The following is a 23,497-nucleotide window of genomic DNA, read 5'->3' on the forward strand; positions in this document are numbered from 1 at the left end:
TGAGACAGCTTTGATAGTTTACCACATCAGCTTTTCTTTGTCAAGAAGTTTTTTTTACTTATTTAATTCTCAACTTGTTGCCGTCGCCAGCAACTTTTATATTCTATCATTTCAGAAGCCGCTTGTCAAGATGTTTTTTATCTTTTTCTTAATCCTGATTTGCACTCGAAAGATAGTTTGCTCAGTCTACAGTATTTTATTCATATTGTCAACTGACAATATTTTCACGCCTGTCACTTAAGACAACTTTGATAGTCTACCACTTCCATATTCATTTGTCAACCCCAAACAACAATATGATTACTTGAAATATCAGGAAAATACGAAACATAAAAACAGAGCAGCAATGCTGCTCTGTTTAGTTCTATTATATATGTTATATGATACTATTAGTCTATTGGTTTCATTGTCGGGAACAATATGATATCCCTTATTGTAGGCTGTCCTGTAATAAGCATTATAACTCTGTCAACACCTATTCCAAGTCCTCCTGTTGGAGGGAGGCCTACTTCAATGGCATTGATGAAGTCATTGTCCATCATGTGTGCTTCATCATCGCCTGCTTCTTTTTGTTTTACCTGCTCTTCAAATCTTTCTCTTTGATCTATTGGATCGTTCAACTCTGAAAATGCATTAGCAATTTCCCATGTGTTGGCAAATGCTTCAAATCTGTCAGTAAGTCTAGGATCTTCAACATTTCTCTTAGCAAGAGGTGATATCTCAACAGGATGATGCGTAACAAATGTAGGCTGTTGCAAGTGTTCTTCGCAAAACTCTTCGAACATTTCGCTTATAACATGTCCTCTTGTCATTAAAGGTTTAATTTCCAATCCTTTTTGTTTTCGCAATTTCAATTGCTTCTTCATCTGTGTTTATAAGATCAAAGTCAATACCTGTATGTTCCTTAACCATATCCTGCATCTTTACTCTTCTCCAAGGAGGAGTGAAGTCCACTTCTTTGCCCTGGAACTCCAATTTAGTAGTTCCTCTTGCTTTCATGGCAACAAATGCAACTATATTTTCAGTCAAGGTCATCATGTCGTTAAAGTCAGCATATGGTTTGTATATTTCTATTGCAGTGTATTCAGGATTGTGGTTTGCATCCATGCCTTCATTTCTGAACATTTTGCCCATTTCATAAACGCCGTCACCCAGTCCGCCTACAACCAATCTTTTAAGGAAAAGCTCATTTGCAATACGCATGTACATATCTATATCCAAAGTGTTATGATGAGTTATGAACGGTCTTGCGTTTGCACCGCCTGCAATTGGGCTTAAGATTGGAGTTTCAACTTCCAAATATCCTTCGCCGTCCAGGTATTCTCTTATTCCTCTGATTATTTTATTACGCATTAAAAATACATCTTTAATTTCAGGATTAACTATTAAGTCAACATACCTCTGTCTGTATCTTAAGTCAGTATCTTTAAGTCCATGGAACTTTTCAGGGAGAGTCTGAAGGGATTTTGACAACAACTTGATCTCTTCAGCTTTTACAGAAATTTCACCCATTTTAGTTTTGAAAACTTCGCCTTTAACACCTATGATGTCTCCTATATCATAAGTTTTCAGCCAGTCATACTCTTCTTCACCTATGGTCTCCTGTTTAGCAAACATCTGAATTCTTCCAAGATGATCCTGGATATCATAGAAGCCTACTTTTCCCTGACCTCTTTTAGACATTATTCTTCCGGCTATTGAAACATGCTTGCCTTCCATCTCTTCGTAGTTGTCTTTAATATATTTTGTATTGGATGTTACTTCATATTTAGAAACCTTGTATGGATCTCTTCCTGCTTCAATAAGATCCTTTAACTTTCCAACCCTTACCTGCCTTAAATCTCCTGAATTTTGTTGTTCACTCAATTTTTAACACCACCTTATCTTTTGCTAAAGTTTTTTATTTAAACTGTTAGTATTTCATATTTTATCATATCGCCAGCCGGAGATGCAACTTCGATGATATCACCTATTTTTTTCTCCAGCAGGGCTTTCCCCAAAGGCGAAACATTTGAAATTTTGCCCTTAAAAGGGTCTGCTTCGGCGGAACCCACAATTGTGTATTCCATTGTTTCATCAAACTCAAGATCTTTTATTTGAACCTTTGAACCAATGCTTACTATTCCTTTTTGTTTTGTTGCCTTTATTACCTTGGCGCTTTTGATCATCTGCTCCAGCTTAGCAATTCGGGCTTCAACGTTTGCCTGTTCATTTTTTGCTTCATCATATTCGGCATTTTCGCTTATATCCCCAAAAGCTAAAGCAACCTTAATCTTTTCTGAAATTTCTTTTCTTTTTACCAGCTTCAAATCTTCAAGCTCGTTTTTTAATTCTTCCAATCCCTCTGCTGTAATCAAAGTTTCATTATTCTTCATAATATTGCTCCTTTTAATAATGTTGCTTGTTACAAAATTAATGCATTTTATTATACATATTATTTTCTGTTTGCTCAAAGATGTATAATTCATTCTATTATGAAATTGATATAATATGATAATTCGATGACAATTCTTTACTAATTAATTTAAACATTATAATCAAGTAACTTAACAATGTCAAGATATTTGTTAAATTACATCATATTATAATCAATTGTCTCTAAATATCTGTTTAAAACATTATACAAATCTTCTGCATTTGTTATTTTGTTTATGCTGGCTCTAGTCTCTGAGGAATTTTTCATTCCTTTCATATACCAGGCAGCAAATTTACGCATTTCGAGTATTGCTATTTTCTCGTCCAGTTCACTTACCAGCATGGAAGCATGTCTTTTGATCATTTCTATTCTTTCAGTCAGTGACGGTTCATAGAAATCGAAATTTCCCAAAAGAGCTTTTGCCGTATTCATTATGAGCCATGGATTGCCCAAGATTCCTCTTCCTATCATAACAGCGTCACAATCAGTTTCAGAAATCATCTTCAAAGCATCCTGGGGAGAATAAATGTCACCGTTGCCTATGACGGGTATATCTATGCTTTCTTTAACTTCCTTAATAATGCTGTAATCTGCCTTTCCAGTATAAAACTGCTCTCTTGTTCTGCCATGCACAGCAATCATGTCTGCTCCGTTATATTCCAAAATTTTTGCAAACTCGACTGCATTGATGTTTTTTGAATCCCACCCAGCCCTTATTTTAACTGTCACAGGCTTTGTGGAAGATTTCTTGACCTTGTTTATAATCTCTCCTGCTAATGATGGGTTTTTCATAAGCGCACTGCCGTCACCATTTTTTACTATTTTTGGTGCAGGGCAGCCCATGTTGATGTCAACAATGTCTATGTCTTCTCTCTGGTTTATGTAGTTTTCCACTACATATGCCATTATGTCCGCATCACTTCCGAATATCTGAAGCGAGACAGGCCTGTTTTTCTGGTTTATTTTCATCAGCTGCGCAGTTTTTATGTCCTTGTAGTACAGTCCCTTGGCACTGACCATTTCTGTATACACAAGTCCGGCTCCCATTTCCTTGCATATGGTTCTGTAAGTAATGTCTGTAACTCCCGCCATAGGAGCCAGCAATACATTTGTATTCAATTGGATGTTGCCGACTTTAAGCATTTCTTTCATATATTATAATGGTTTCTCCTGGACTCAGTATTTCTTCATTTCCTTTTTCATCATCAACCACAAGGCATCCATCGTCGTCTATGTTTTTGGCATATACATTTCTCACGGATTTTTTTCCTCGCTTTACAGTCTTAATATTTCTGTTTACAATTGCTGAATTGATGATGCATGAATTGACGGCGCTCTCCACAGTGCCCATGCTTAAAAATTCATAGTAATGTCTTTCAACATTGTTCAGTATTTTCCCAATAAGCATTTCTCTGTGAACATCTGTGCCTGTTTCTATTTTTATAGATGTTGTTGATTTTTTTGTTTCTTCATTTATTTTATCTGTTTCACTCATGTCCAAGTTTGCATTTATGCACATGGAAATAATTATTCCTGTGGGTTCACTTGATTTTCCTGCAAAATCGCAGCATATGGATGCAATTTTCATGTCCCTTACCAATATGTCATTGGGCCATTTAATTTTGCATTGTAAACCGCATGTTTCGGCAACACCTTCTAAGACAGATGAACATCCAACAATATCAAACTTGGATGTTATGAGATTTTTTCCCGAAGGCTTCAAAATTATACTCAGATAAATATTTTTGTCTTCCTGGCATATCCATTCGTTGCCGAATCTAAGGGTGCATTTCGACTGGTTTTCAGACAGCACAACAGTCCCGTCAGGGCATGTGTTGAAAATATTTTTTGCCTTGGCATAAGTTGATGCCAGACTATCATATTGAATAATAGTCTGACCAATTATTTTTGTATTCAAGTAGCTGTTAACACTGTTTAAATCGTACATTAAAATCTCCCATTCTCCCTGAATATATTACTCCAAAAAACGCTTTTCGTCAAGAAATGGATAATATATCATCAATTGCTGCAAGAAGCTCTTTAACGTCGTTTAATGTCAAATCAGCCATGTGTGCAATTCTGAATGTTTTTTCCTTAAGATTTCCGTAACCGTTGGATATTGCATAACCTCTTTTACCAAGCTCTGCATTAAGATCCTTCACGCTGATACCTCTGGTATTCTTAACTGTGGTGAGAGTTACTGATGCATATTGTTCCTCGGGGAAAAGTTCAAAGTTTTTCTTTGCCCAGGCTCTTGTGTATTCCGCCATTTCAAGATGTCTATTAAATCTGTTTTCTAAACCTTCCTCCATAATCCTGTCAAGCTGGTAGTCGAGGGCGAACATTGCTGAGAGATTTGGTGTTGAAGGATACTGGTAGTCCTTGTCTTTAACCGTATCATAAAGCTGGACAAGGTCAAAATAAAATCCTCTGTTTTTCACTGTTCTTGCTTTTTCAACAGCACGTTCTGAAATTGTGCATATTGCAAGCCCCGGAGGAAGACCAAGCGCTTTTTGAGATGAAGTTATGCATATGTCTACTCCAAGTTTGTCAACCTCTATTTTTGTTCCTCCTGCAGAGCTAACTGTATCAAGGCAAAATATTACGTCCGGATATTTTCGTACAACATTGCTTATTTCCTCTAGGGGATTCATTACACCTGTTGATGTTTCATTGTGAGTTATTGTAATCAGGTCATAATTTCCTGTAGACAGCGCTTCTTCAACCATTTCCGGTGTAGTAACACTTCCCGGTTCAGACTTGAACAAATCTGCTTCTATACCATTTGAAACTGCCATCTCATGCCATCTGTCTCCAAATGAACCAATTGAAAACACAGCTGCTCTTTTTTTAGTACAGCATCTTACTGCCGCTTCCATTAATCCGCTGCCTGAAGATGTAGAAAGCAAGACTTCATTTTTAGTGTAAAAAAGTTTTTTCAATTTATCGGATATGTCTTTCTGAAGCTTTGAAGCATCCTTGCTTCTGTGTCCAATCATGGGTGTGGACATTTTTAGAAGAACATCTTCACTAACTTCAATTGGTCCTGGAATAAATAATTTCTTATGCATATAACCTCCATATTTATAAAATAGATATTCGAAAACAAAACCATTTTTCCTCGTTTTGTATTAATACGGGAAGGAACTTACTATGTAAAAAAGCTCCCATCTCAGCTGAGATGAGAGTTGTAAGCTCTCTGAAAATATTTGTATGAAGTATATATCATTATAATATGTGTGTCAAGATTTATTGAAATATTATTAATTACTATTTATTCAACTGCTTATATTTTTTAATATAGTGTTTAATTTCATCTTCGTGACAATAAACATAATGTCCGGGTGCAATTTGATTTAGTTTAACTTTTGTTTCATCCTCATAAGTATGATACTTTTTATCGTAGTATATTCTTTGCCTGCTGCGTTCATCGTCTGGATAAGGAGTAGGCATTGCTGACAGCAAAGATTCTGTATAAGGGTGCAGAGGTATGCGGTATAATTCATCAGATGGCGCCAATTCCAATATTCTTCCGGCATTCATAACTGCTATTCTGTCACTTATATACTTTACCATTGACAAATCATGAGCAATGAATAAATATGTCAAATCTCTGCTTTTTTTCAAGCTTTTTAACAAATTAACAACCTGTGCCTGAATTGAAACATCCAGTGCTGAAATTGCTTCATCAGCAATGATAAAATCAGGCTTTACAGCAAGGGCTCTTGCAATGCCAACACGCTGGCACTGACCCCCTGAAAATTCTTTAGGATATCGAGAAGCATAGTCTTTGCTTAATCCTACAACCTCCAATAGTTCATAAACTCTTTCTGTTCTCTCTTTTCTTGTATTAGTCATTTTATGAACATCCAGGGCACCCCCAATAATATCCATTACTGATATCTTGGGATTAAGTGAGGCATATGGGTCTTGAAAGATCATCTGCATTGATTTTCTGAACTTAAGAGTTTCTTTTCTGCCGTCTATCTTGGTTATATCTTTACCATCAAATATAATACTTCCCGATGTAATATCGCTGAGCTTTAATATTGCCCTTCCAGTAGTTGACTTGCCGCTGCCAGATTCTCCAACTAATCCAAGTGTCTCTCCTTTATATATATCAAAAGAAATATTATTTATTGCTCGTACTTCATTTTTCTTTCCTTCGTTATAATATTGATTAAGGTTACGAACACTTAATATTACATTTTTGTTTTGTACTAATCCCATATCAGATAACCTCCTTCATTTTAAGATTCAGAAATTTTTCTCTTCTTCTCATTACTTCTATTGGTGGAGTAACTTTTGGTGCATTGGGATGAAGAAGCCATGTAGCAGCATAATGTGTATCTGAAACTTTAAACATTTCAGGTTCTTCTTCATAATCAATTTCTAAAGCATATTCATTCCTTGGAGCAAATGGATCACCCTTAGGAACACAGAGCAAATTAGGCGGAGAACCATTGATATTATACAAGTCATGACCTTCTATATCAGCTGATGGCATTGAAGCTAACAGTCCCCATGTATATGGGTGTTGAGGATTGTAAAATATTTCATCAACAGTGCCTATTTCTATGATTTTTCCTGCATACATTACAGCCACACGGTCTGCCATCTGTGCTACTACCCCTAAATCATGAGTGATAAACAATATGGAAGTGTTTAATTTATCTTTAAGTTCATTCATTAAATCCAGTATCTGCGCCTGTATTGTAACATCTAACGCTGTAGTAGGTTCATCTGCTATGATTATTTTTGGATGACATGCCAATGCCATAGCTATCATAACTCTTTGTCTCATTCCGCCTGAAAATTGATGCGGATACAAATTGCTGCTTTTTTCAGGATTTTTGATACCTACCATATCCAAAAGCTCTACAGCACGTTTAATTGCATTCCCTTTATTTTCATGCTGATGAACAATTATAGATTCAGCAATTTGTCTGCCTATTTTCATTGTTGGATTCAATGAAGTCATAGGATCCTGAAATATCATTGCAATATCTTTTCCACGAATTCCCTGCATTTCTTTTTCAGAAATTTTCAATAAGTCCTTGTCTTCAAAAATAATTTCACCGCTTTTAATAAATGTGTTTTTCTTTGGTAAAATTCTATTTATTGCTTTAGTAGATACAGATTTGCCTGAACCCGATTCTCCAACAATGGCTAATGTTTCCCCTTTATGCAAATCAAAGGTTACGCCTCTTACTGCACTGACTTCACCTTCAAATGTTTTAAAAGAAATTGCTAAATCTTTAACCTCTAAAATTTTGCTTTCTTCCATTTATCTCACCTCAATTTTATTTCATTTCTTGTCCTTGAGTAACCATCAAGATGTTATCTGTTTTCATTAATTAAGAAACAGAGAGATATCTCCCTGTTTTTTAATAATTACTATTACTGAGCTCCGTTTAAATTCCAGTTTTGAATATCAGCAAGGGAACCTGACCAATATGATGTAATTCCACCGTTTAAAATTTTATTTTTTGCAGCAATCTGGTAATCAGAATACAATCCTAAAATAAATGTATTGTCTTGCATATATTGCTGAAATTCGTCATAAACAGATTTACGTTCTTCAAAGCTTGTCAAAGAAGTTCCTTTTTCTATGAGTTCATCTAAATGTGCATCATTAATTTGACCAAAATTCATAGAACCAGTAGATGCATAATAAGTTGACATATCAGGTTCTACAGTATATCCAAATCCCATAAGACACATGTCAAAATCATGAGTCTTTACTGTTGCCATAACTGTTGGGAAATCAAATGTTGTTTGTGTAACTTTAAGTCCTATGGCTTCTAAGTCTTGTTCAATCAAGTTTGCTGATTGTTCACGCACTTTGTTTCCTATAGGTACTATTAAATTAATTTCCTCCGATGTATCGAATCCTGATTCTGCAAGCAGTTCTTTTGCCTTTTCTGGATTGTATTCAATTGGTTTTAAATCTTCATTCATATATGGGCTTGCTAAAGCGTAAACGCTGGAAAGCACTTCGCCTTCACCTTTTAGAAGATTGTCTACAATAAGCTGACGATTTATTGCATAAGCTAAGGCTTGACGTAATTTTTGATTATATTTTGTATTGTTTATCAACATAAACTGAGAGTTAAATCCTGGGTTTGCATCAACTTGAATATTTGGATCATTACGCAATATTTCTAAATCCTGAACCGGTACTACACCAATACCGCCGCCGGCTGCCATGTGTATTCCGCCTGATTGGAATTCCGTAACGAGGTTTGTACCATTCATAATTTTAATAAATACTTTCTTTAATTCAGGTTCTCCTTTGTAGTAATCAGGGTTTGCTGCTAGTTCAACATAAGAACCGTTTTGGTATTGTACAAATGTATATGGTCCGCTTGTTACAGTTGGTTTATTTACAGCATCTGAATTTCCATATTCTTTAACCGGAATGCCTTCAACTATGTGTTTTGGCAGCATCATTAATTCAAAGCCTAAAAATTCTTTAATATATGCAGGGTCAACCGGGTTCTTAGTTTTTAGTGTTACTGTTTTGTCATCAACTGCAACTAAATTAGGTATTTCTGTCAAACCTTCTTCAAGTTTTCCAGCTGCAGTCGTACCTTCCAGCATAGCAATATTTGTTCCCCTTGCTGTTTCAACTTCAGGATTTGCTATATAGTTTAATGTGAATACAACGTCATCTGCAGTAACTGGTGTACCATCACTCCAAACTGCTTTCTCATTTAATTTAATAGTAAAATTTTGATTGTCTTCTGCTTCAAAGCTGTCTGCAAGTCCAGGTTCAAATGTAGTTGTTGTAGGCATTGTCAGTAATGAATCATACATGAATCTTTGTACCCATCTTCCTGCAATATCAGCAGTATTTACTACGTTAAAACTAGCCGGTGCATTAGTCATACCAATATACAGAATATCCGAAGGAGCACTAGTTTCATTGGAAGTTTCCGTTCCTGCTGTTGGGTTAACAGTTGTGTTAGTTTCCGGAGCTTTTTCGCCACCGCTGCAAGCTGTGAAAATTAGCATTAGTGCTAATATTAAAGCAAGTAAAGATTTTTTTGTAATTGCATTTTTCTTCATTTTAATTCCTCCAAGTAATAAAATTTTATAATTAATTGATTACACAACATTCCATACTAATGTTGGAAAGTTGAATCCAATTATATTAACGATAATAGTAAGTAATATTTACTTTGTTTCTCCCTCTACTGCATCTCTCAAACCATCACCTATAAAGTTAATAACCAAGACTGAAACTAATATTACTATACCAGCCGGTACCCATCTCCATGGCTGCATGGATAAAACTGTCAATGATTGAGCGTTAGATAGCATGTTTCCCCAGCTGGCAGCTGGAGGACGAACACCCATGCCTAAAAAGCTCAATGAAGCTTCAGTTAAAATTGCATTAGCAATACCAAATGTTGCATTTACAAGAATTATTGATAAAACATTGGGCAATATTTGTTTAAAGAGTATAGATGACGTGGAATATCCTGTAGCTTTAGCAGCTGAAATGAAATCTATGGTCTTAATGTAAAGCACCTGCCCTCTGATTAATCTGCAAAGTGGCGGCCATCCTAAAAAACCAAGCACAAAAGTTACTGTCCATATACTCGGTCCTATTAAACTCACCAAAACAAGGATTACCATAAAATATGGATACGACATGAATACTTCTGTAATACGCATTATTGCTGCATCTGTAATTCCTCCGAAATAACCTGAAATCAATCCCAACGTAGTGCCAATTACTACATATATGGCAACAGACCCCATACTGACAATCAATGAAACCCTGGCACCGTATATTAACCTACTTAAAACATCACGTCCAATTTCATCTGTGCCAAGACGAAATTCTCTGTCTGGTGCTGCTTCAAAGTTTCCTACAGTCTTATTTGGCGGATATGGAGATATTACAGGAGCTAGTACAGCAGCCAATATAAGAAGTATAAAAAGAATCAAACTTACCATGGCAACTTTATTTTTAGCAAATCTTCCGGCAATTGTTTTAAAGTAGCTTCCTTCTTTATTTGCATTTATATTTTCAATCACTTCATATCCATGATTGTTTGCAGGATCAGCAAACTTTAATTTTGAACTAATTTCCATTTTATCCTCTCCTTCATATATTTTTACTTAACTAAACTTAATTCTAGGGTCGACTACTGCATACATAACATCAACAAGTATGTTAGCAACTAATACAGCTACTGCTGAAATCATTGTAATAGCCATTAATACAGGGTAATCTCTCGAATTTATAGATGCTACCATCAAGGACCCAATCCCCGGCCACTGAAAAATTTGTTCAGTTACAATGGCTCCGCCTACAATTTTAGGTATATCAGCACCTATTACTGTTATAATTGGAATAAGAGCATTTCTTACTCCATGATCCTTTAAAATCTGCATAGGCTTCAATCCTTTTGCAGTAGCAGTACGCATATAATTTTCATTATAAACATCTATCATGCTTGAGCGAGCATAGCGTATCATATTGGCGGCAAACTGCGATGCTAATACTATTACCGGTAAAATCAAATGTCTAAGTTTGTCTGCAATTCCTCCATCCACACCCAGAAGCTTCGTTCCTCCTGTAGGCAGCCATTTTAACTGTACTGCAAAGACATATATCAATCCCAGCCCAAGGAAAAAACTTGGCAGTGAAATTCCCGTAAATGATATGCCCGTTACAACATAATCAACTATTGAATTTTGTTTTTTTGCACTTAATATACCTAAGGGTATAGCTAATGCATATGCCACAACAAGTGATATGGACATGAGCAAAAGTGTTGGACCTACTCTTTGAGACAAAATTGTAGATACAGGAATTCTGCTTGAAAATGAAAATCCTAAATTGCCTCTCATTATGTTTGTCACCCATTTTGCATATTGCACTATGAGTGGGTCATTTAATCCTAAAGCTTCCTTAGTCGCTTGTATTTGTTCAACTGTCATATCAGGCGAAACATACATGTCGACTGGATTGCCGGGAGCCAAGTTAACAATCAAGAATGCTCCAATTGAAATCATAAATAAAACAGGTATGAAAATCAGAATTCTTTTAATAATATATTTTTTCATTAAACCACCTTCCTTATAAAAGATAATCTTCAGCCAGAGCCAGAAATGCTTTTCCGCTGTATATCATCGATTTTTCATCAATTTTAAATTTTGGATGATGATGAGGAAAATTAGCATTAATATCATCATTTCCTGCTCCAACATAAAAGAATGATCCTGGTTTTTCTTGAAGATAATATGCAAAGTCTTCACCCCCCATTGTAACAGTAAGTTCAGACACTTCTTTTTCACCAAATTTGGAAGCAAGAATATTTTTAAGACGGTCCGTAACTTCCAAAGTGTTCTCAACTGATGGATAACCACGGCGATATTCTATTTCTGCTTTTCCTCCAAAGGAATTAATAATTGCATTGCCCATTTTTTTAATCTGTTCTTCCATTAAGTCACGTACTTCTGAATTCAAGGTACGAACTGTACCATTTAAATATGCATTGTCAGCAATGATGTTGTCTGCTGCTCCACCTGCCTGGAATCCTGCAAATGTAAGAACAGCAGGTTTAAGAGGGTCTATGTAGCGGCTTACCAGAGATTGCAGCTGTGTAACTACATTGGCACCTATTACAACAGGATCTATAGCCGTGTGAGGCATTGCTCCATGTCCTCCTTTACCTTGTATCTTTATGTTGAATGTATCAGAGCAGGCAGATCCAAAATGACTGAAATATCCTATTTTACCAACTTCAACATTAGACATGACGTGAAGACCAAACACATAATCCACTCCGTCAAGACACCCATCCTTTACCATGCTTTCGGCTCCCCCCGGAGGACATTCTTCAGCCGGCTGAAACAACAACACTAAGTTACCCTTTAATTCATCTCTGTTATTCTGAAGCACTTTAGCTACGCTTAGTAGAGCTGCTGCATGTGCATCATGACCGCATGCATGCATTATCCCCGGATTTTTTGAACTGAACATAACATCTGCTTCTTCCTGAAGCCTCAATGCATCAATATCAGCTCGAAATGCTATTGTGGGACCTGGCTTTGAACCTTTAATTTTGGCAACAATGCCATATCCATTTCCAACATTAGTTCTGATATAATCTATTTTAAATTCTTTTAACTTGCTGACAATAAATTCAGCAGTCTTCTTTTCTTCAAAAGAAGGTTCCGGATATTCATGAATGTGCCTCCTCCATTGAACTGTTTCGCTATAATTCATTTCTAACTCATCTACCCATTGCTTGTATCCCATTTTTAAACTCCTTAATAATTATTTTAAAATCATAAATAAGAAAAAGCGCCATAGGTTGTTTCAATTTACCTATAGCGCCTTTGCTATTTATATTTGATTATTAATATTCTTTATAGTATTGCCTCTAAAATTTCCTTAAATAAATTAAGATAATAAAATTTAAGGCACTATAGGTATGTTTCAATTTACCTATAGCGCCTTTGCTATTCATATTTAATTTCTTTTTTGTATTTAGATGATTATAGTAAGTAATTTATCCAATGTCAAGTGGTTTATTTAAAAATTTATTTATAGATTTATTGAAATATATCACATTGCATAAATTGTTTCATTAAATTAACATTTTAGGTATTGACATTTTAAAAGTACGAGTGTATTATGTGACTATGATACTAATACAGTAAGGCGGTGCAACAATGGAATTTAACAACAACATTCCAATATATTTGCAGGTAATAGAAAAAATAAAACAGGATATTGTCACAGGGAGACTTAAGGCAGGTGACAAAATGCTGTCATCAAGAGAATATTCAACAATGCTTGGAATAAATTTCAATACAGTGGCAAGAGTTTACAAGGAGATGGAAATGGAAGAAATTTTATTTACAAAAAGAGGTCTGGGAACATTCATAACAGAGTCACCGGAACGAATCAAAAGTTTAAGGTACGAAATGGCCCAAAAGCAGATTGATGACTTTATTAGGGGAATGGAACAAATAGGCTTCACAAGGGAAGACATGATTAAATTTATAGCTGAAAATAAATAAAGGGGAAATAATAATGAATGGAAATGAAATTTTAAAAATTGAAAATCTGACTAAAAAATATTTCAACAAGACAGCCTTGGAAGATGTGAACATTTCAGTAGAAAAAGGTAAGATTTACGGACTTCTGGGTCCTAACGGAAGCGGAAAAACAACACTCATGAAAGTAATTGCTCAGCTTCACAAGCAAACAAGCGGCCAGGTGTTCATAAGCGGAAATCCTCTGTCTTATGAATCAAAATCGAGCATATCATACATGCCCACAGAAAATTTCCTGTATGATTCTTTTAAGGTCAAACATGCTGTGAAGTTTTATGCGGACATGTACAAAGACTTCAGAGAAGACTATGCAATGAACATATTGGAAGAAATAAAGGTGGATCCTGAATTCAGAATTGCAAAGCTGTCTTCAGGCCTTAACGGAAAGCTTAAGGTTGCCCTGGCTCTTTCAAGAAATACAGATTTGTATATGCTTGATGAACCATTAAACGGTGTGGACGTTTTATCAAGAGATACCATAATGGATCTCATAACAAAGAGCTACGATGAAACAAAGACATTTATAATATCCACTCACCTTGTGAGTGAAATAGAAAAAATACTTGATTCCGTAATATTTTTAAAAGACGGCAGGGTGGAACTTTTCGGTGATGCTGAAGAATTGAGGCTTTCAAAAGGAACATCTGTTGAAGGATTGTACAAGGAGGTTTACAAAAATGTTTAATCTTTTAAAATATGAATTCATAAAAAAATATAAACTAATATCAATAACATTGATTTCGGCTTTGGTTTTAAACCTGTATCTTCTCACCAGGGGAATTGCAGGAAGCTCTTCATTTCTGCTTTTATTCCCGTTGGTTCTATCTGTGTTGTATGTAAGCGACGTTATAAGAACCTACAGCGATGACCTGAATAAAAAATCCGGCTACATGCTTTTCATGACTCCAAACAGCGGATACAAAATAATCATGTCAAAGCTGGCGGCGGCTGTTATTGAAGGCATAGGAATGCTGTTCATATACTTTTTGTTCATCCTTATAAACGGCGCATTCATAATTTACCAGACCAGACGTTATGTAGACATCAATGAAGTGATGAATGACATTAACACCCTCTTGTCAGGAAACATAGGCATAAACCTTGGCCATGTGTTTGTATTCCTGTTTGCGGTGCTTGTGTTTGTAATAGGCTTCATAGTAACCGTATACACTGCAATGACCATCAGAAAAAGCATTTTTTCAGAAATTAAGTTCGGGGGATTTTTAAGCTTCATCATATTCATCGGTTTAAACTGGGCTCTTACTTATGTATCAGGAGAATTTTACTCCATTGTATCGCCTCAATACAACTCATTTGTAAATGTGACCACAGTTTCGGCTTCAGAACTTCTGGTAATAATGTTTCCTGTAATTGCAGTTTCAATCATCCAAAGCATAATACTCACATTGTGCTCAGGATACCTTCTTGAAAAGAAAATAAATTTATAAAAAAGGGTGGAAATAATGAAAAAAATAGCTGTATTGCTAATATCTGCATCCCTTATTCTGGCTGCCGGATGCACTTCAAATTTTAAAGTAAATGAAGATGCCGTAAAAGAAGTATCCGACAAAATAACAAAGACAATCATAAACTCCGTGGGAGAAGAAAAAGCAGAAAAAACCGAAACACTCACATTTGACGGCACAGGGCTTAATAAAATTAACATAGACAGCTCAGTCGGAGATATAACTATAAAATCTCATGAGTCACAGGAAGCAATAGTGAATATAACTATAACAGCAAAATCAGGATCAAAGGACAAAGCTGAAAAACTTCTTGAAAGCTACACATACACCCAGGAAAAAACTCAGTATTCAATAGATATCAACACTTCAACAGATGGAATTGATTTTATAGATGGAAATTACATTGAAACAAGCATGGAGATTTTTCTTCCTTCAAACATCGAAAACACAGAAATAGCCCTGAATGTAGGAGACATTGACATTGACGGCATAAACGGAAGTTTTGATATCTACTCAAACGTGGGAAAAATAAGTATTCAAAATGGTGAAGGATTCTGTGATTTGAAAGCAGACGTTGGTGACATAGTTCTTTCCAGCTTCTCAGCAGCAAAAAGCTCTGAGTTCTCAGTCAACACAGGTGACATAGAACTTAACTTTACAGATATTTCTAAGGCAGACAAAATAGTTGCCGAAGCACAGGTAGGGACAATTGATGTGACAATACCTGAGAACACAGGCTACCAGGCAACTATAGAGGAATTCATGGAAGGTAAAAGAACATTGTCTGAAGGTAACGGAAAAACAGAAATAAATCTTAAAACAAATGTAGGCGATATAGAATTCAATTAACATGTGCTGTTTGCTGCTATGCAGTAAACAGCTTTTTTATTTTACATGTTTTGTTCATGTCAATCTGTGGTATATTATATATGCCTTTCTAAAATAAATATTTTATTGTATAATTTATTAAGTATTTACATAATTTTCATATAACTAATGTTAAAATACATTACAATAAAATCATCAAGGAGTGTAATTATGACTGAAAATGACTTGCCCGTTTATTTGTTCCACCAGGGAACAAACCATTATTCATATAAATTTCTCGGCTCACACATTGAAGAGTCCGGAGTCGTTTTCAGAGTTTGGGCTCCCAATGCTAAATCTGTGCATGTTGTGGGAAACTTCAACAGCTGGTCCAGAGACAAAATCTATGAAATGAAACGTATTTCCATGGGTGGAGTATGGGAACTATTTACTCATGGAATATGTGAAGGAGAGCTATACAAATACCTCATTGCTGATGCTGACGGAAATGACCTTTACAAATCAGACCCCTATGCATTTTCTGCCCAGACGATGGACAAAACAGCCTCCATAGTCCACATCCTTGACAATTACAGATGGCAGGACAAAAATTGGCAGGAATATAAAAAGGAATTAAACATATACCAAGTGCCTCTTAACATTTATGAAGTTAACCTGTCATCCTGGAAAAGACGTGCAGACGGAAGCCTCTACACTTATGAAGAAATTTCCCCAATGCTTATAAAACACGCCAAGGAACACGGATTCACACACATTGAGCTTATGCCTGTCATGGAACATCCATTTGATGGATCATGGGGTTATCAGGTCTCAGGCTACTACGCCCCGACAAGAAGGTTCGGCGAACCTGACGGACTTAAATTTTTAATAGACCAATGTCACCTTCACGGATTAGGTGTAATCCTTGACTGGGTTCCTGCACACTTTCCTAAAGATGCCCATGGGTTGTACAAATTTGACGGAAGCTTCCTCTATGAATACGATGATGTACAAAAAAGAGAAAACATAAGCTGGGGAACACACAAATTCAACTACAAGAAATCCGAAGTAGTATCTTTTCTCATTTCAAATGCTGTTTTCTGGCTGGAAGAATACCATGTGGACGGACTGAGGGTTGATGCCGTAAGTTCCATGCTTTATCTTGATTACGACAAGAAGCAGGGTGAATGGACTCCAAATATTTACGGCGGAAATGAGAATATTGAAGCAATTGAGTTTTTAAAGAATCTAAACAAAACCGTATTCAATCTTCATCCAAGTACCATGATGATTGCTGAGGAATCAACAGCATGGCCAATGGTTACAAAGCCTGTATACCTGGGAGGATTGGGCTTTAACTTCAAGTGGAACATGGGCTGGATGAATGACATGCTTGAATACATACAAACAGACCCTTTTTACAGAAAATACAAGCACAAGAACATTACATTTTCTCTGCATTATGCATTCAGCGAAAACTACATACTTCCTTTGTCTCACGATGAAGTAGTCCACGGGAAAAAATCAATCCTAGACAAAATGCCTGGAACCTATGAGGAAAAATTTGCAGGAGTGAGGGCACTTCTTGGATACATGACAGCTCATCCGGGTAAGAAGCTGAACTTCATGGGATATGAAGTGGGGCAGTTTACCGAATGGAACTTTGAAAAAGAAATTGAATGGTTTCTCACGGATTATGAATATCACAGAAAATTGAACATATATATTAAGGATTTGAATGAGTTTTATTTAAACTGTTCCCAGCTTTGGGAAGTTGACTATTCATGGGAAGGGTTCAAGTGGATCTCCAACGATGACTATGAACAAAATATAATAGCATTCAAACGAATAAATAAAAACAAGGAAGAACTTATAACTGTAGTTAATTTTTCACCTGTTGAAAGACACAACTACTCCATCGGAGCAGATAAGGGAATTTACACTGAAATATTTAACTCCAATGTTGAAAAATATGGCGGAACAGGAACAGGAAATTTTGAAAAAATTGTTTCCAAGGCAGGCAAACTTCACGGATACGATTCACACATATCCCTGACTGTGCCGCCCCTGTCGGTAATTTTCCTTAAAAAGGATGAAAAGTTCAAGGTTAACGAAATGGGAGGTAACATATATGAAATTAGCTAAAAAAGAATGTGTGGTAATGCTTCTTGCCGGCGGGCAGGGAAGCAGACTGGGGGCCCTCACAACAAAAATAGCAAAGCCCTCTGTGCCCTTTGGAGGCAAGTACAGAATCATTGATTTTGCTCTTTCCAACTGTGTAAATTCAGGACTGGACACCATAGGTGTGCTCACTCAGTACCAGCCGCTGATATTAAATTCATATATAGGAGACGGAAAGTCATGGGACCTGGACAGAATGCACGGTGGAATACAAATTCTTCCCCCATATCAAAGAGTTGGAGATTCTGAATGGTACCTGGGAACTGCAAATTCAATTTATCAAAACATAGATTTTATCGATCAGTATGATCCGGAATATGTTCTGGTCTTGTCGGGAGATCACATTTACAAAATGGATTATTCCCAAATGATAAAATACCACAAGGAAAAAAATGCCGACTGCACCATATCTGTAATCAATGTCAGTCAAAAAGAAGCTTCCCGTTTTGGAATTCTAAGTTCTGATGAAGACGGAAGAATAACAGATTTTGAAGAAAAACCAAAAAGGCCAAAAAGTACCCTTGCTTCCATGGGCATTTATGTATTTTCATGGAATAAATTAAAGAAATATCTCGAGCTTGACAATTCAAACCCTGAATCTTCCAAAGATTTCGGCAAAGATGTAATACCTGCAATGCTGAAATCAGAAGAAAAGATGTACTCCTATGAATTCAAGGGATACTGGAAAGATGTAGGAACCATTGATTCCCTATGGGAAGCAAACATGGACCTGTTGGGACACGATGGTTTTGACCTGTACGGAGACTGGGTCATATATTCAAGGCATGAGGAAAGGCCTCCTCAATACATAAGTAGTTCAGCTGAAGTAAAAAACTCCATAGTTTCCGAAGGAGCAGTAATACTTGGGAAAGTTGAAAACTCCATAATATTTTCAGGTGTTAAAGTAAATGAAAATGCTGTGGTAAAAGATTCAATTGTAATGGCTGATGTTGAAATAAAGAAAAATTCCCAAGTAAACTATTCAATAATAGATGAAATGGTGAAAATCGGTCCTGGTTTAAAAATAGGGACTCCAAAAGATCAAAAATCAGAAATAACTGTGATACCGCGCGACAGCGTTATAAATAACATGTAAGGAGGGACATTATGAACAATACTTTAGGAATAATATTTTCTGACATGCAGGACTGGAGCATGACAGAACTGGCATCCCACCGTTCAGTTGCTGCAATACCATTCGGAGGAAGATACAGGCTCATTGATTTCCCCCTTTCCAATATGGTCAGCTCAGGAATGCATAAAATCTGCATCATAACAAAAAGCAACTACCGTTCTCTTATGGAGCACGTAGGCTCCGGCAAGGACTGGGATTTGTCAAGAAAAAAAGGAGGTATACTCATATTTCCTCCATACGCCCTGGGTGAAAACCACGGATTATTCACCGGAAGGCTTGACGCTTTAAAAAGAGTACTGGACTACATATCATCTTCAAAGGAAAAATATGTTGTTTTGTCCGACAGCGACATGATTTACAACATCAACTACAGGGATGTAATAAAATATCATGAAGAAAGAAATTCAGACATAACTGCAGTGTACACAAAGTATCCGCTTAAAAAGACATGTTCCATTCATAAAATAATGTATGAATTTGATGATGAAGGCCGGGCAAAAGACATACTAGTTTATCCCATAATAAACGGTGTCCAAAACATTGGTCTTAACACATGGGTTATGAACAAGGATTTTCTTGAGGCATTAATTCATGATGCCATTGCACGAAACTACAAGGATTTCAGCTACGATGTCCTTGCTGCCAGAGTGCACAGCCTGAGAATTTACGGCTACGAATACAAGGGGTTCTATGCACACATAGATTCCCTGCAGAGCTATTACGACAACAGCATGGAACTTTTAAAGATGGATGTTCTGCAAAGTTTGTTTTATTCTAAAACCGGTCCCATATTTACAAAGACAAAGGATTCAACACCAACGAAGTACTTATCGCATGCAAATGTAAAAAATTCATTGATTGCCAGCGGCTGTACAATTGAAGGAACTGTTGAAAACAGCATCATATTCAGGGATGTAAAAATAGGAAAAAATGCTGTTGTTAAAAATTCAATTATAATGCAGCATGGAACTATCGGTGAAAATGCTCAGCTCGATTCAATAATTTCAGATACATATGCATTTGTTAACAATGACAGAGTCTTGCTAGGCTATTCCAGCTGCCCGTTCTTTATTAAGAAACATTCGATAGTATAGGAGTGATTATATGAGTGTTATGAAAGTATTGTACGCGGCTTCTGAAGCTGCCCCATTTATAGCAACAGGCGGCCTGGGTGATGTGGCTGGTTCTCTTCCAAAGGCGCTTTCCCAAAAATACGGTGACAAAATAGACATCCGAGTAATAATTCCTCTGTACCAAAACATAACAGACAGAAGCGGTTTTGAGTTTGCAGTAAAAACAACAGTGCCTCTTGCATGGAGGCAGCAGTACTGCGGAGTATTTAAGCAGAAGATGAACAATGTAACTTATTATTTCATCGACAATGAATATTATTTCAAAAGAAACGAATGCTACGGTCACTATGATGACGGCGAAAGATTTGCTTTTTTCTCAAAGGCAGTTCTTTTTATACTGCCTATGATTGATTTCATACCGGACATTATTCTTTCAAACGACTGGCAGACGTCTTTGATTCCTGTGTATCTCAAAACAAAGTATTCAAGTTATTCAAATTATAAAAATATAACGACAGTAATCACCATCCACAACATTGAATACCAGGGAATTTATGACTTGAACATTGCCGAGGATGTATTTGACATCCACGGAAAAGAAAAATCAATTATAGAATACGACGGTGCAATCAATCTCCTGAAGGGAGCTATGGAAACAAGTGACATAATAAGCACCGTAAGTGAAAGCTATTCAAGGGAAATAATGGATGATTTTTATGCCCACGGCCTTGCAAAAATAATAAGCAACAATTCTCATAAGCTACGAGGCATTTTAAACGGCATAGATACGGACTTTTACAATCCTGAAACAGACAGTGCGTTGTTTGAAAATTTCAGCAGCAAGGATATAAAGAAAAAATACCTTAACAAACTGAACCTTCAGATGCTTGCAGGACTTCCTCAGGATGAAAATATACCAGTTGTTGCAATTATTTCAAGGCTTGTGAAACACAAGGGTTTTGAACTTATCATTCACGGAATTGAGGAAGTATTAAAAGAAAAGGTGCAGTTCATAATACTTGGAAAGGGAGACCGGGGATACGAACTTTTCTTCAAGTCCCTTCAGGACCGATACCATGACAAGGTGGCAGTAAGGATTGATTTTAATCAAGACCTGGCACGCAAAATTTATGCGGGATCTGACTTTCTCCTAATGCCATCCATAAGTGAGCCATGCGGAATTGCTCAGATGATTGCATCCCGTTACGGTACTGTGCCAATTGTGCGGGAAACCGGAGGCCTTAAAGACTCCATACACGACTGCAGTCTAGGCTCTGGAAACGGCTTTACATTTTATGAACAAAATCCAAGAGTTCTTGCGGAAACCATAAAAAGAGGACTTAAAGTATACTCAGAAAAAAAAGATTGGGAAAAACTTGTTGAAGCAGTCATGAATGTTGACTTCAGCTGGAATGCATCAGCTGATAAATACTTTGACATGTTTCAAGGTTTATTGACCCAGGGAGAAAAATAATGTTGGAACAAAAAATAAATGCAACACTAATGGAAGCATTGATTGACGAGGAAATTTCCCGTTACTGGAACACTGAACCACAATCTGCGAGCACAACCCAGATTTACAGGGCACTTTCAACTGTTATAAGAGATCTGCTGCTAAAAAAAAGAAATACATTTTTAAAGCAGTTTACAAATAATCAGCAAAAGAAGGTTTATTACCTGTGCATGGAATTTCTTACAGGTAAATCTCTGAGAAACAACTTGTACAACTTAAAAATCGAGCAGGAGGTTTCTGAAGCTTTAAAAAAATATAATGTATCCCTGGAAGAGCTGTACAGCATCGAAAAGGACCCTGGCCTGGGAAACGGAGGGCTTGGGAGGCTGGCTGCATGTTTCATGGACTCTCTAGCTACTGGAAATTTTCCAGCCGTTGGTTTTTCAATAAAATATGAGTTCGGGCTTTTCAAGCAGAAAATCATAGACGGATGGCAGACGGAACTTCCCGATGACTGGCTGACAACTTCAGATGTATGGCTCATTCCACGTACCGAAGAAAGAGTTATTGTTAAATTTGACGGAAAAATCAGGGAGGAGTGGACCGATAAAGGTTTGAAAATTTATCACGACTACCCCACTCAAATAGAAGCCGTACCCTACGACATGATGATATCAGGATACGACAGCAAAGGAGTTAGTCTATTAAGGCTCTGGGAATCAAGAAGCTTAAACAGCATTGACATGAACCTGTTCTCACAGGGCGATTATTTAAGAGCCCTGGCAGAAGATTCACTGGGCGAAGCAATATCAAAGGTTCTCTACCCTTCTGACAACCACTACGAAGGTAAAATATTGAGACTGAAGCAGCAGTACTTTCTTGTTTCAGCATCAGCCCAGAACATCGTTAAAGCACATTACAGCAAGTACAATACCCTTGATAACTTCAGTCAAAAAAATGCAATTCACATAAATGACACCCATCCTGCCCTTGTTATTCCGGAACTCATGCGCATTTTCATGGACGATTACAACTATTCATGGGATGAAGCGTGGAAAATGGTTGTAGATAGTGTTTCCTACACAAACCATACTGTACTTTCCGAAGCGCTGGAAACATTTGAAGACAACATAATCAAGGTGAAGCTTCCAAGAATTCACATGATAATTGCAGAAATAGATCGTCGTTTCATGGATGAGGCTGCCCACAATTTGGGAGATAGAAATAAAGCCCTCAAGATGTCCATATTCGGCTATGGAAAAATAAACATGGCAAACCTGTGCATACGGGGCAGCCACTGTGTAAACGGCGTGGCTGATCTTCACACGGAAATACTTAAAAAAACAATTTTCAAAGACTTCAATGAATACACTCCAGGTAAAATTATAAATGTAACAAACGGAATAACCCACAGGAGATGGGTCAATCAGGCAAACCCATTGCTAAAGGACTTGCTGACGGATATTCTCGGTGAAGAATACTACCTGAATCCTGAAAAACTAAATCTTCTTAAAAAATATAAAGATGACCAGAGTGTCCTGACAAAGCTTGATGAAATTAAATACAAGAATAAAAAAAGACTGGCAGAACACATTTCAAGACAAAACCACATCAATATTGACGTTGATTCCATATTTGACATACAGTCCAAGAGGCTTCACGAATACAAGAGGCAGCTTTTAAATGCCCTGCGAATCATAAGCCTCATAATAGATATAAACGAAGGAAATATTGCTGACATTGTACCTGAAACATTCATATTTGCAGCCAAGGCTGCCCCGGGATACTTCAGGGCAAAGGAAATAATTCAGCTTATATTTGCACTCAGCGATTATATAAATAAAAATACATTTGTTAAAAAATACATCAATGTTTGTTTTC

The 23,497-nt window shown here is 36.6% G+C and carries 19 protein-coding genes and 1 pseudogene; 9 read left to right on the forward strand and 11 right to left on the reverse strand.

Annotated elements, in window-relative coordinates; genetic code table 11:
• Positions 1–389: 389 nt before the first annotated feature.
• From lysS to BN358_RS04195, 11 genes and pseudogenes are all read right to left on the reverse strand, one after another.
• A pseudogene (lysS, locus tag BN358_RS04145) lies at positions 390–1,866 on the reverse strand (lysine--tRNA ligase).
• Between the two features lie 38 nt (positions 1,867–1,904).
• The gene (gene greA, locus BN358_RS04150; RefSeq protein WP_019228043.1) at positions 1,905–2,375 is read right to left on the reverse strand and encodes a transcription elongation factor GreA; all 471 of its coding nucleotides are present in this window, start codon (positions 2,373–2,375) and stop codon (positions 1,905–1,907) included.
• Positions 2,376–2,572: 197 nt separating this feature from the next.
• Positions 2,573–3,568, reverse strand: a complete 996-nt coding sequence (dusB, locus tag BN358_RS04155; RefSeq protein ID WP_019228044.1) for a tRNA dihydrouridine synthase DusB — start codon at positions 3,566–3,568, stop codon at positions 2,573–2,575.
• A complete protein-coding gene (locus BN358_RS04160) occupies positions 3,552–4,364 on the reverse strand; it encodes a biotin--[acetyl-CoA-carboxylase] ligase (RefSeq protein WP_019228045.1) in 813 nt (270 codons plus the stop codon). Before BN358_RS04160 ends, dusB begins: the two co-directional genes overlap by 17 nt.
• 49 nt (positions 4,365–4,413) lie before the next feature.
• On the reverse strand, positions 4,414–5,487 hold the full coding sequence (locus BN358_RS04165; RefSeq protein ID WP_019228046.1) for an alanine--glyoxylate aminotransferase family protein: 1,074 nt from the start codon (positions 5,485–5,487) through the stop codon (positions 4,414–4,416).
• Positions 5,488–5,686: 199 nt separating this feature from the next.
• A complete protein-coding gene (locus tag BN358_RS04170) occupies positions 5,687–6,646 on the reverse strand; it encodes an ABC transporter ATP-binding protein (RefSeq protein ID WP_019228047.1) in 960 nt (319 codons plus the stop codon).
• Position 6,647: 1 nt separating this feature from the next.
• Entirely contained in the window at positions 6,648–7,703 is a 1,056-nt protein-coding gene (locus BN358_RS04175; RefSeq protein WP_019228048.1) for an ABC transporter ATP-binding protein, read from the reverse strand.
• Between the two features lie 113 nt (positions 7,704–7,816).
• Entirely contained in the window at positions 7,817–9,487 is a 1,671-nt protein-coding gene (locus tag BN358_RS04180; RefSeq protein WP_019228049.1) for an ABC transporter substrate-binding protein, read from the reverse strand.
• A gap of 108 nt (positions 9,488–9,595) precedes the next feature.
• Positions 9,596–10,522 (reverse strand): ABC transporter permease, encoded by a 927-nt coding sequence (locus tag BN358_RS04185; RefSeq protein ID WP_019228050.1) that lies wholly within the window; start codon positions 10,520–10,522, stop codon positions 9,596–9,598.
• A 27-nt stretch (positions 10,523–10,549) separates the two neighbouring features.
• The gene (locus BN358_RS04190; protein ID WP_019228051.1) at positions 10,550–11,500 is read right to left on the reverse strand and encodes an ABC transporter permease; all 951 of its coding nucleotides are present in this window, start codon (positions 11,498–11,500) and stop codon (positions 10,550–10,552) included.
• A gap of 13 nt (positions 11,501–11,513) precedes the next feature.
• Entirely contained in the window at positions 11,514–12,698 is a 1,185-nt protein-coding gene (locus BN358_RS04195; protein ID WP_019228052.1) for an amidohydrolase, read from the reverse strand.
• 416 nt (positions 12,699–13,114) lie between these two features.
• Between BN358_RS04195 and BN358_RS04200 the strand changes: the two genes are divergently transcribed.
• The 9 genes from BN358_RS04200 to glgP form a co-directional block, all read left to right on the forward strand.
• Complete coding sequence (locus tag BN358_RS04200; protein ID WP_019228053.1) at positions 13,115–13,465, forward strand: GntR family transcriptional regulator; 351 nt, start codon at positions 13,115–13,117, stop codon at positions 13,463–13,465.
• 13 nt (positions 13,466–13,478) lie between these two features.
• The gene (locus BN358_RS04205) at positions 13,479–14,186 is read left to right on the forward strand and encodes an ABC transporter ATP-binding protein (RefSeq protein ID WP_019228054.1); all 708 of its coding nucleotides are present in this window, start codon (positions 13,479–13,481) and stop codon (positions 14,184–14,186) included.
• Complete coding sequence (locus BN358_RS22230) at positions 14,179–14,949, forward strand: hypothetical protein (protein WP_019228055.1); 771 nt, start codon at positions 14,179–14,181, stop codon at positions 14,947–14,949. Before BN358_RS04205 ends, BN358_RS22230 begins: the two co-directional genes overlap by 8 nt.
• Positions 14,950–14,964: 15 nt before the next feature.
• On the forward strand, positions 14,965–15,816 hold the full coding sequence (locus BN358_RS04215) for a hypothetical protein (RefSeq protein WP_019228056.1): 852 nt from the start codon (positions 14,965–14,967) through the stop codon (positions 15,814–15,816).
• Positions 15,817–16,005: 189 nt separating this feature from the next.
• On the forward strand, positions 16,006–17,919 hold the full coding sequence (glgB, locus tag BN358_RS04220) for a 1,4-alpha-glucan branching protein GlgB (protein WP_019228057.1): 1,914 nt from the start codon (positions 16,006–16,008) through the stop codon (positions 17,917–17,919).
• The gene (locus tag BN358_RS04225; RefSeq protein ID WP_019228058.1) at positions 17,906–19,051 is read left to right on the forward strand and encodes a glucose-1-phosphate adenylyltransferase; all 1,146 of its coding nucleotides are present in this window, start codon (positions 17,906–17,908) and stop codon (positions 19,049–19,051) included. The genes glgB and BN358_RS04225 overlap by 14 nt, the downstream gene beginning before the upstream one ends.
• Positions 19,052–19,062: 11 nt before the next feature.
• Positions 19,063–20,184, forward strand: a complete 1,122-nt coding sequence (gene glgD / locus BN358_RS04230; RefSeq protein ID WP_019228059.1) for a glucose-1-phosphate adenylyltransferase subunit GlgD — start codon at positions 19,063–19,065, stop codon at positions 20,182–20,184.
• A gap of 10 nt (positions 20,185–20,194) precedes the next feature.
• Complete coding sequence (locus BN358_RS04235; RefSeq protein WP_019228060.1) at positions 20,195–21,637, forward strand: glycogen synthase; 1,443 nt, start codon at positions 20,195–20,197, stop codon at positions 21,635–21,637.
• On the forward strand, positions 21,637–23,497 hold a 1,861-nt coding region (gene glgP / locus BN358_RS04240; RefSeq protein ID WP_019228061.1), incomplete at its 3' end, for a glycogen/starch/alpha-glucan family phosphorylase. The genes BN358_RS04235 and glgP, both read left to right, overlap by 1 nt.

The sequence above is a fragment of the Sedimentibacter sp. B4 genome, assembly GCF_000309315.1.
GTDB classification, from domain to species: domain Bacteria; phylum Bacillota; class Clostridia; order Tissierellales; family Sedimentibacteraceae; genus Sedimentibacter; species Sedimentibacter saalensis.

Bases quoted from the DNA above. Each gene is read 5' to 3' on its own strand.
- BN358_RS04225 (WP_019228058.1), top strand. From the start codon at position 17,906: ATGAAATTAGCTAAAAAAGAATGTGTGGTAATGCTTCTTGCCGGCGGG.
- BN358_RS04235 (WP_019228060.1), top strand. From the start codon at position 20,195: ATGAGTGTTATGAAAGTATTGTACGCGGCTTCTGAAGCTGCCCCATTT.
- BN358_RS04165 (WP_019228046.1), bottom strand. From the start codon at position 5,487: ATGCATAAGAAATTATTTATTCCAGGACCAATTGAAGTTAGTGAAGAT.
- BN358_RS04205 (WP_019228054.1), top strand. From the start codon at position 13,479: ATGAATGGAAATGAAATTTTAAAAATTGAAAATCTGACTAAAAAATAT.
- glgB (WP_019228057.1), top strand. From the start codon at position 16,006: ATGACTGAAAATGACTTGCCCGTTTATTTGTTCCACCAGGGAACAAAC.
- BN358_RS04175 (WP_019228048.1), bottom strand. From the start codon at position 7,703: ATGGAAGAAAGCAAAATTTTAGAGGTTAAAGATTTAGCAATTTCTTTT.
- BN358_RS04190 (WP_019228051.1), bottom strand. From the start codon at position 11,500: ATGAAAAAATATATTATTAAAAGAATTCTGATTTTCATACCTGTTTTA.
- greA (WP_019228043.1), bottom strand. From the start codon at position 2,375: ATGAAGAATAATGAAACTTTGATTACAGCAGAGGGATTGGAAGAATTA.
- BN358_RS04180 (WP_019228049.1), bottom strand. From the start codon at position 9,487: ATGAAGAAAAATGCAATTACAAAAAAATCTTTACTTGCTTTAATATTA.
- BN358_RS22230 (WP_019228055.1), top strand. From the start codon at position 14,179: ATGTTTAATCTTTTAAAATATGAATTCATAAAAAAATATAAACTAATA.
- BN358_RS04200 (WP_019228053.1), top strand. From the start codon at position 13,115: ATGGAATTTAACAACAACATTCCAATATATTTGCAGGTAATAGAAAAA.
- BN358_RS04170 (WP_019228047.1), bottom strand. From the start codon at position 6,646: ATGGGATTAGTACAAAACAAAAATGTAATATTAAGTGTTCGTAACCTT.
- BN358_RS04160 (WP_019228045.1), bottom strand. From the start codon at position 4,364: ATGTACGATTTAAACAGTGTTAACAGCTACTTGAATACAAAAATAATT.
- BN358_RS04185 (WP_019228050.1), bottom strand. From the start codon at position 10,522: ATGGAAATTAGTTCAAAATTAAAGTTTGCTGATCCTGCAAACAATCAT.
- dusB (WP_019228044.1), bottom strand. From the start codon at position 3,568: ATGAAAGAAATGCTTAAAGTCGGCAACATCCAATTGAATACAAATGTA.
- BN358_RS04195 (WP_019228052.1), bottom strand. From the start codon at position 12,698: ATGGGATACAAGCAATGGGTAGATGAGTTAGAAATGAATTATAGCGAA.
- glgD (WP_019228059.1), top strand. From the start codon at position 19,063: ATGAACAATACTTTAGGAATAATATTTTCTGACATGCAGGACTGGAGC.
- BN358_RS04215 (WP_019228056.1), top strand. From the start codon at position 14,965: ATGAAAAAAATAGCTGTATTGCTAATATCTGCATCCCTTATTCTGGCT.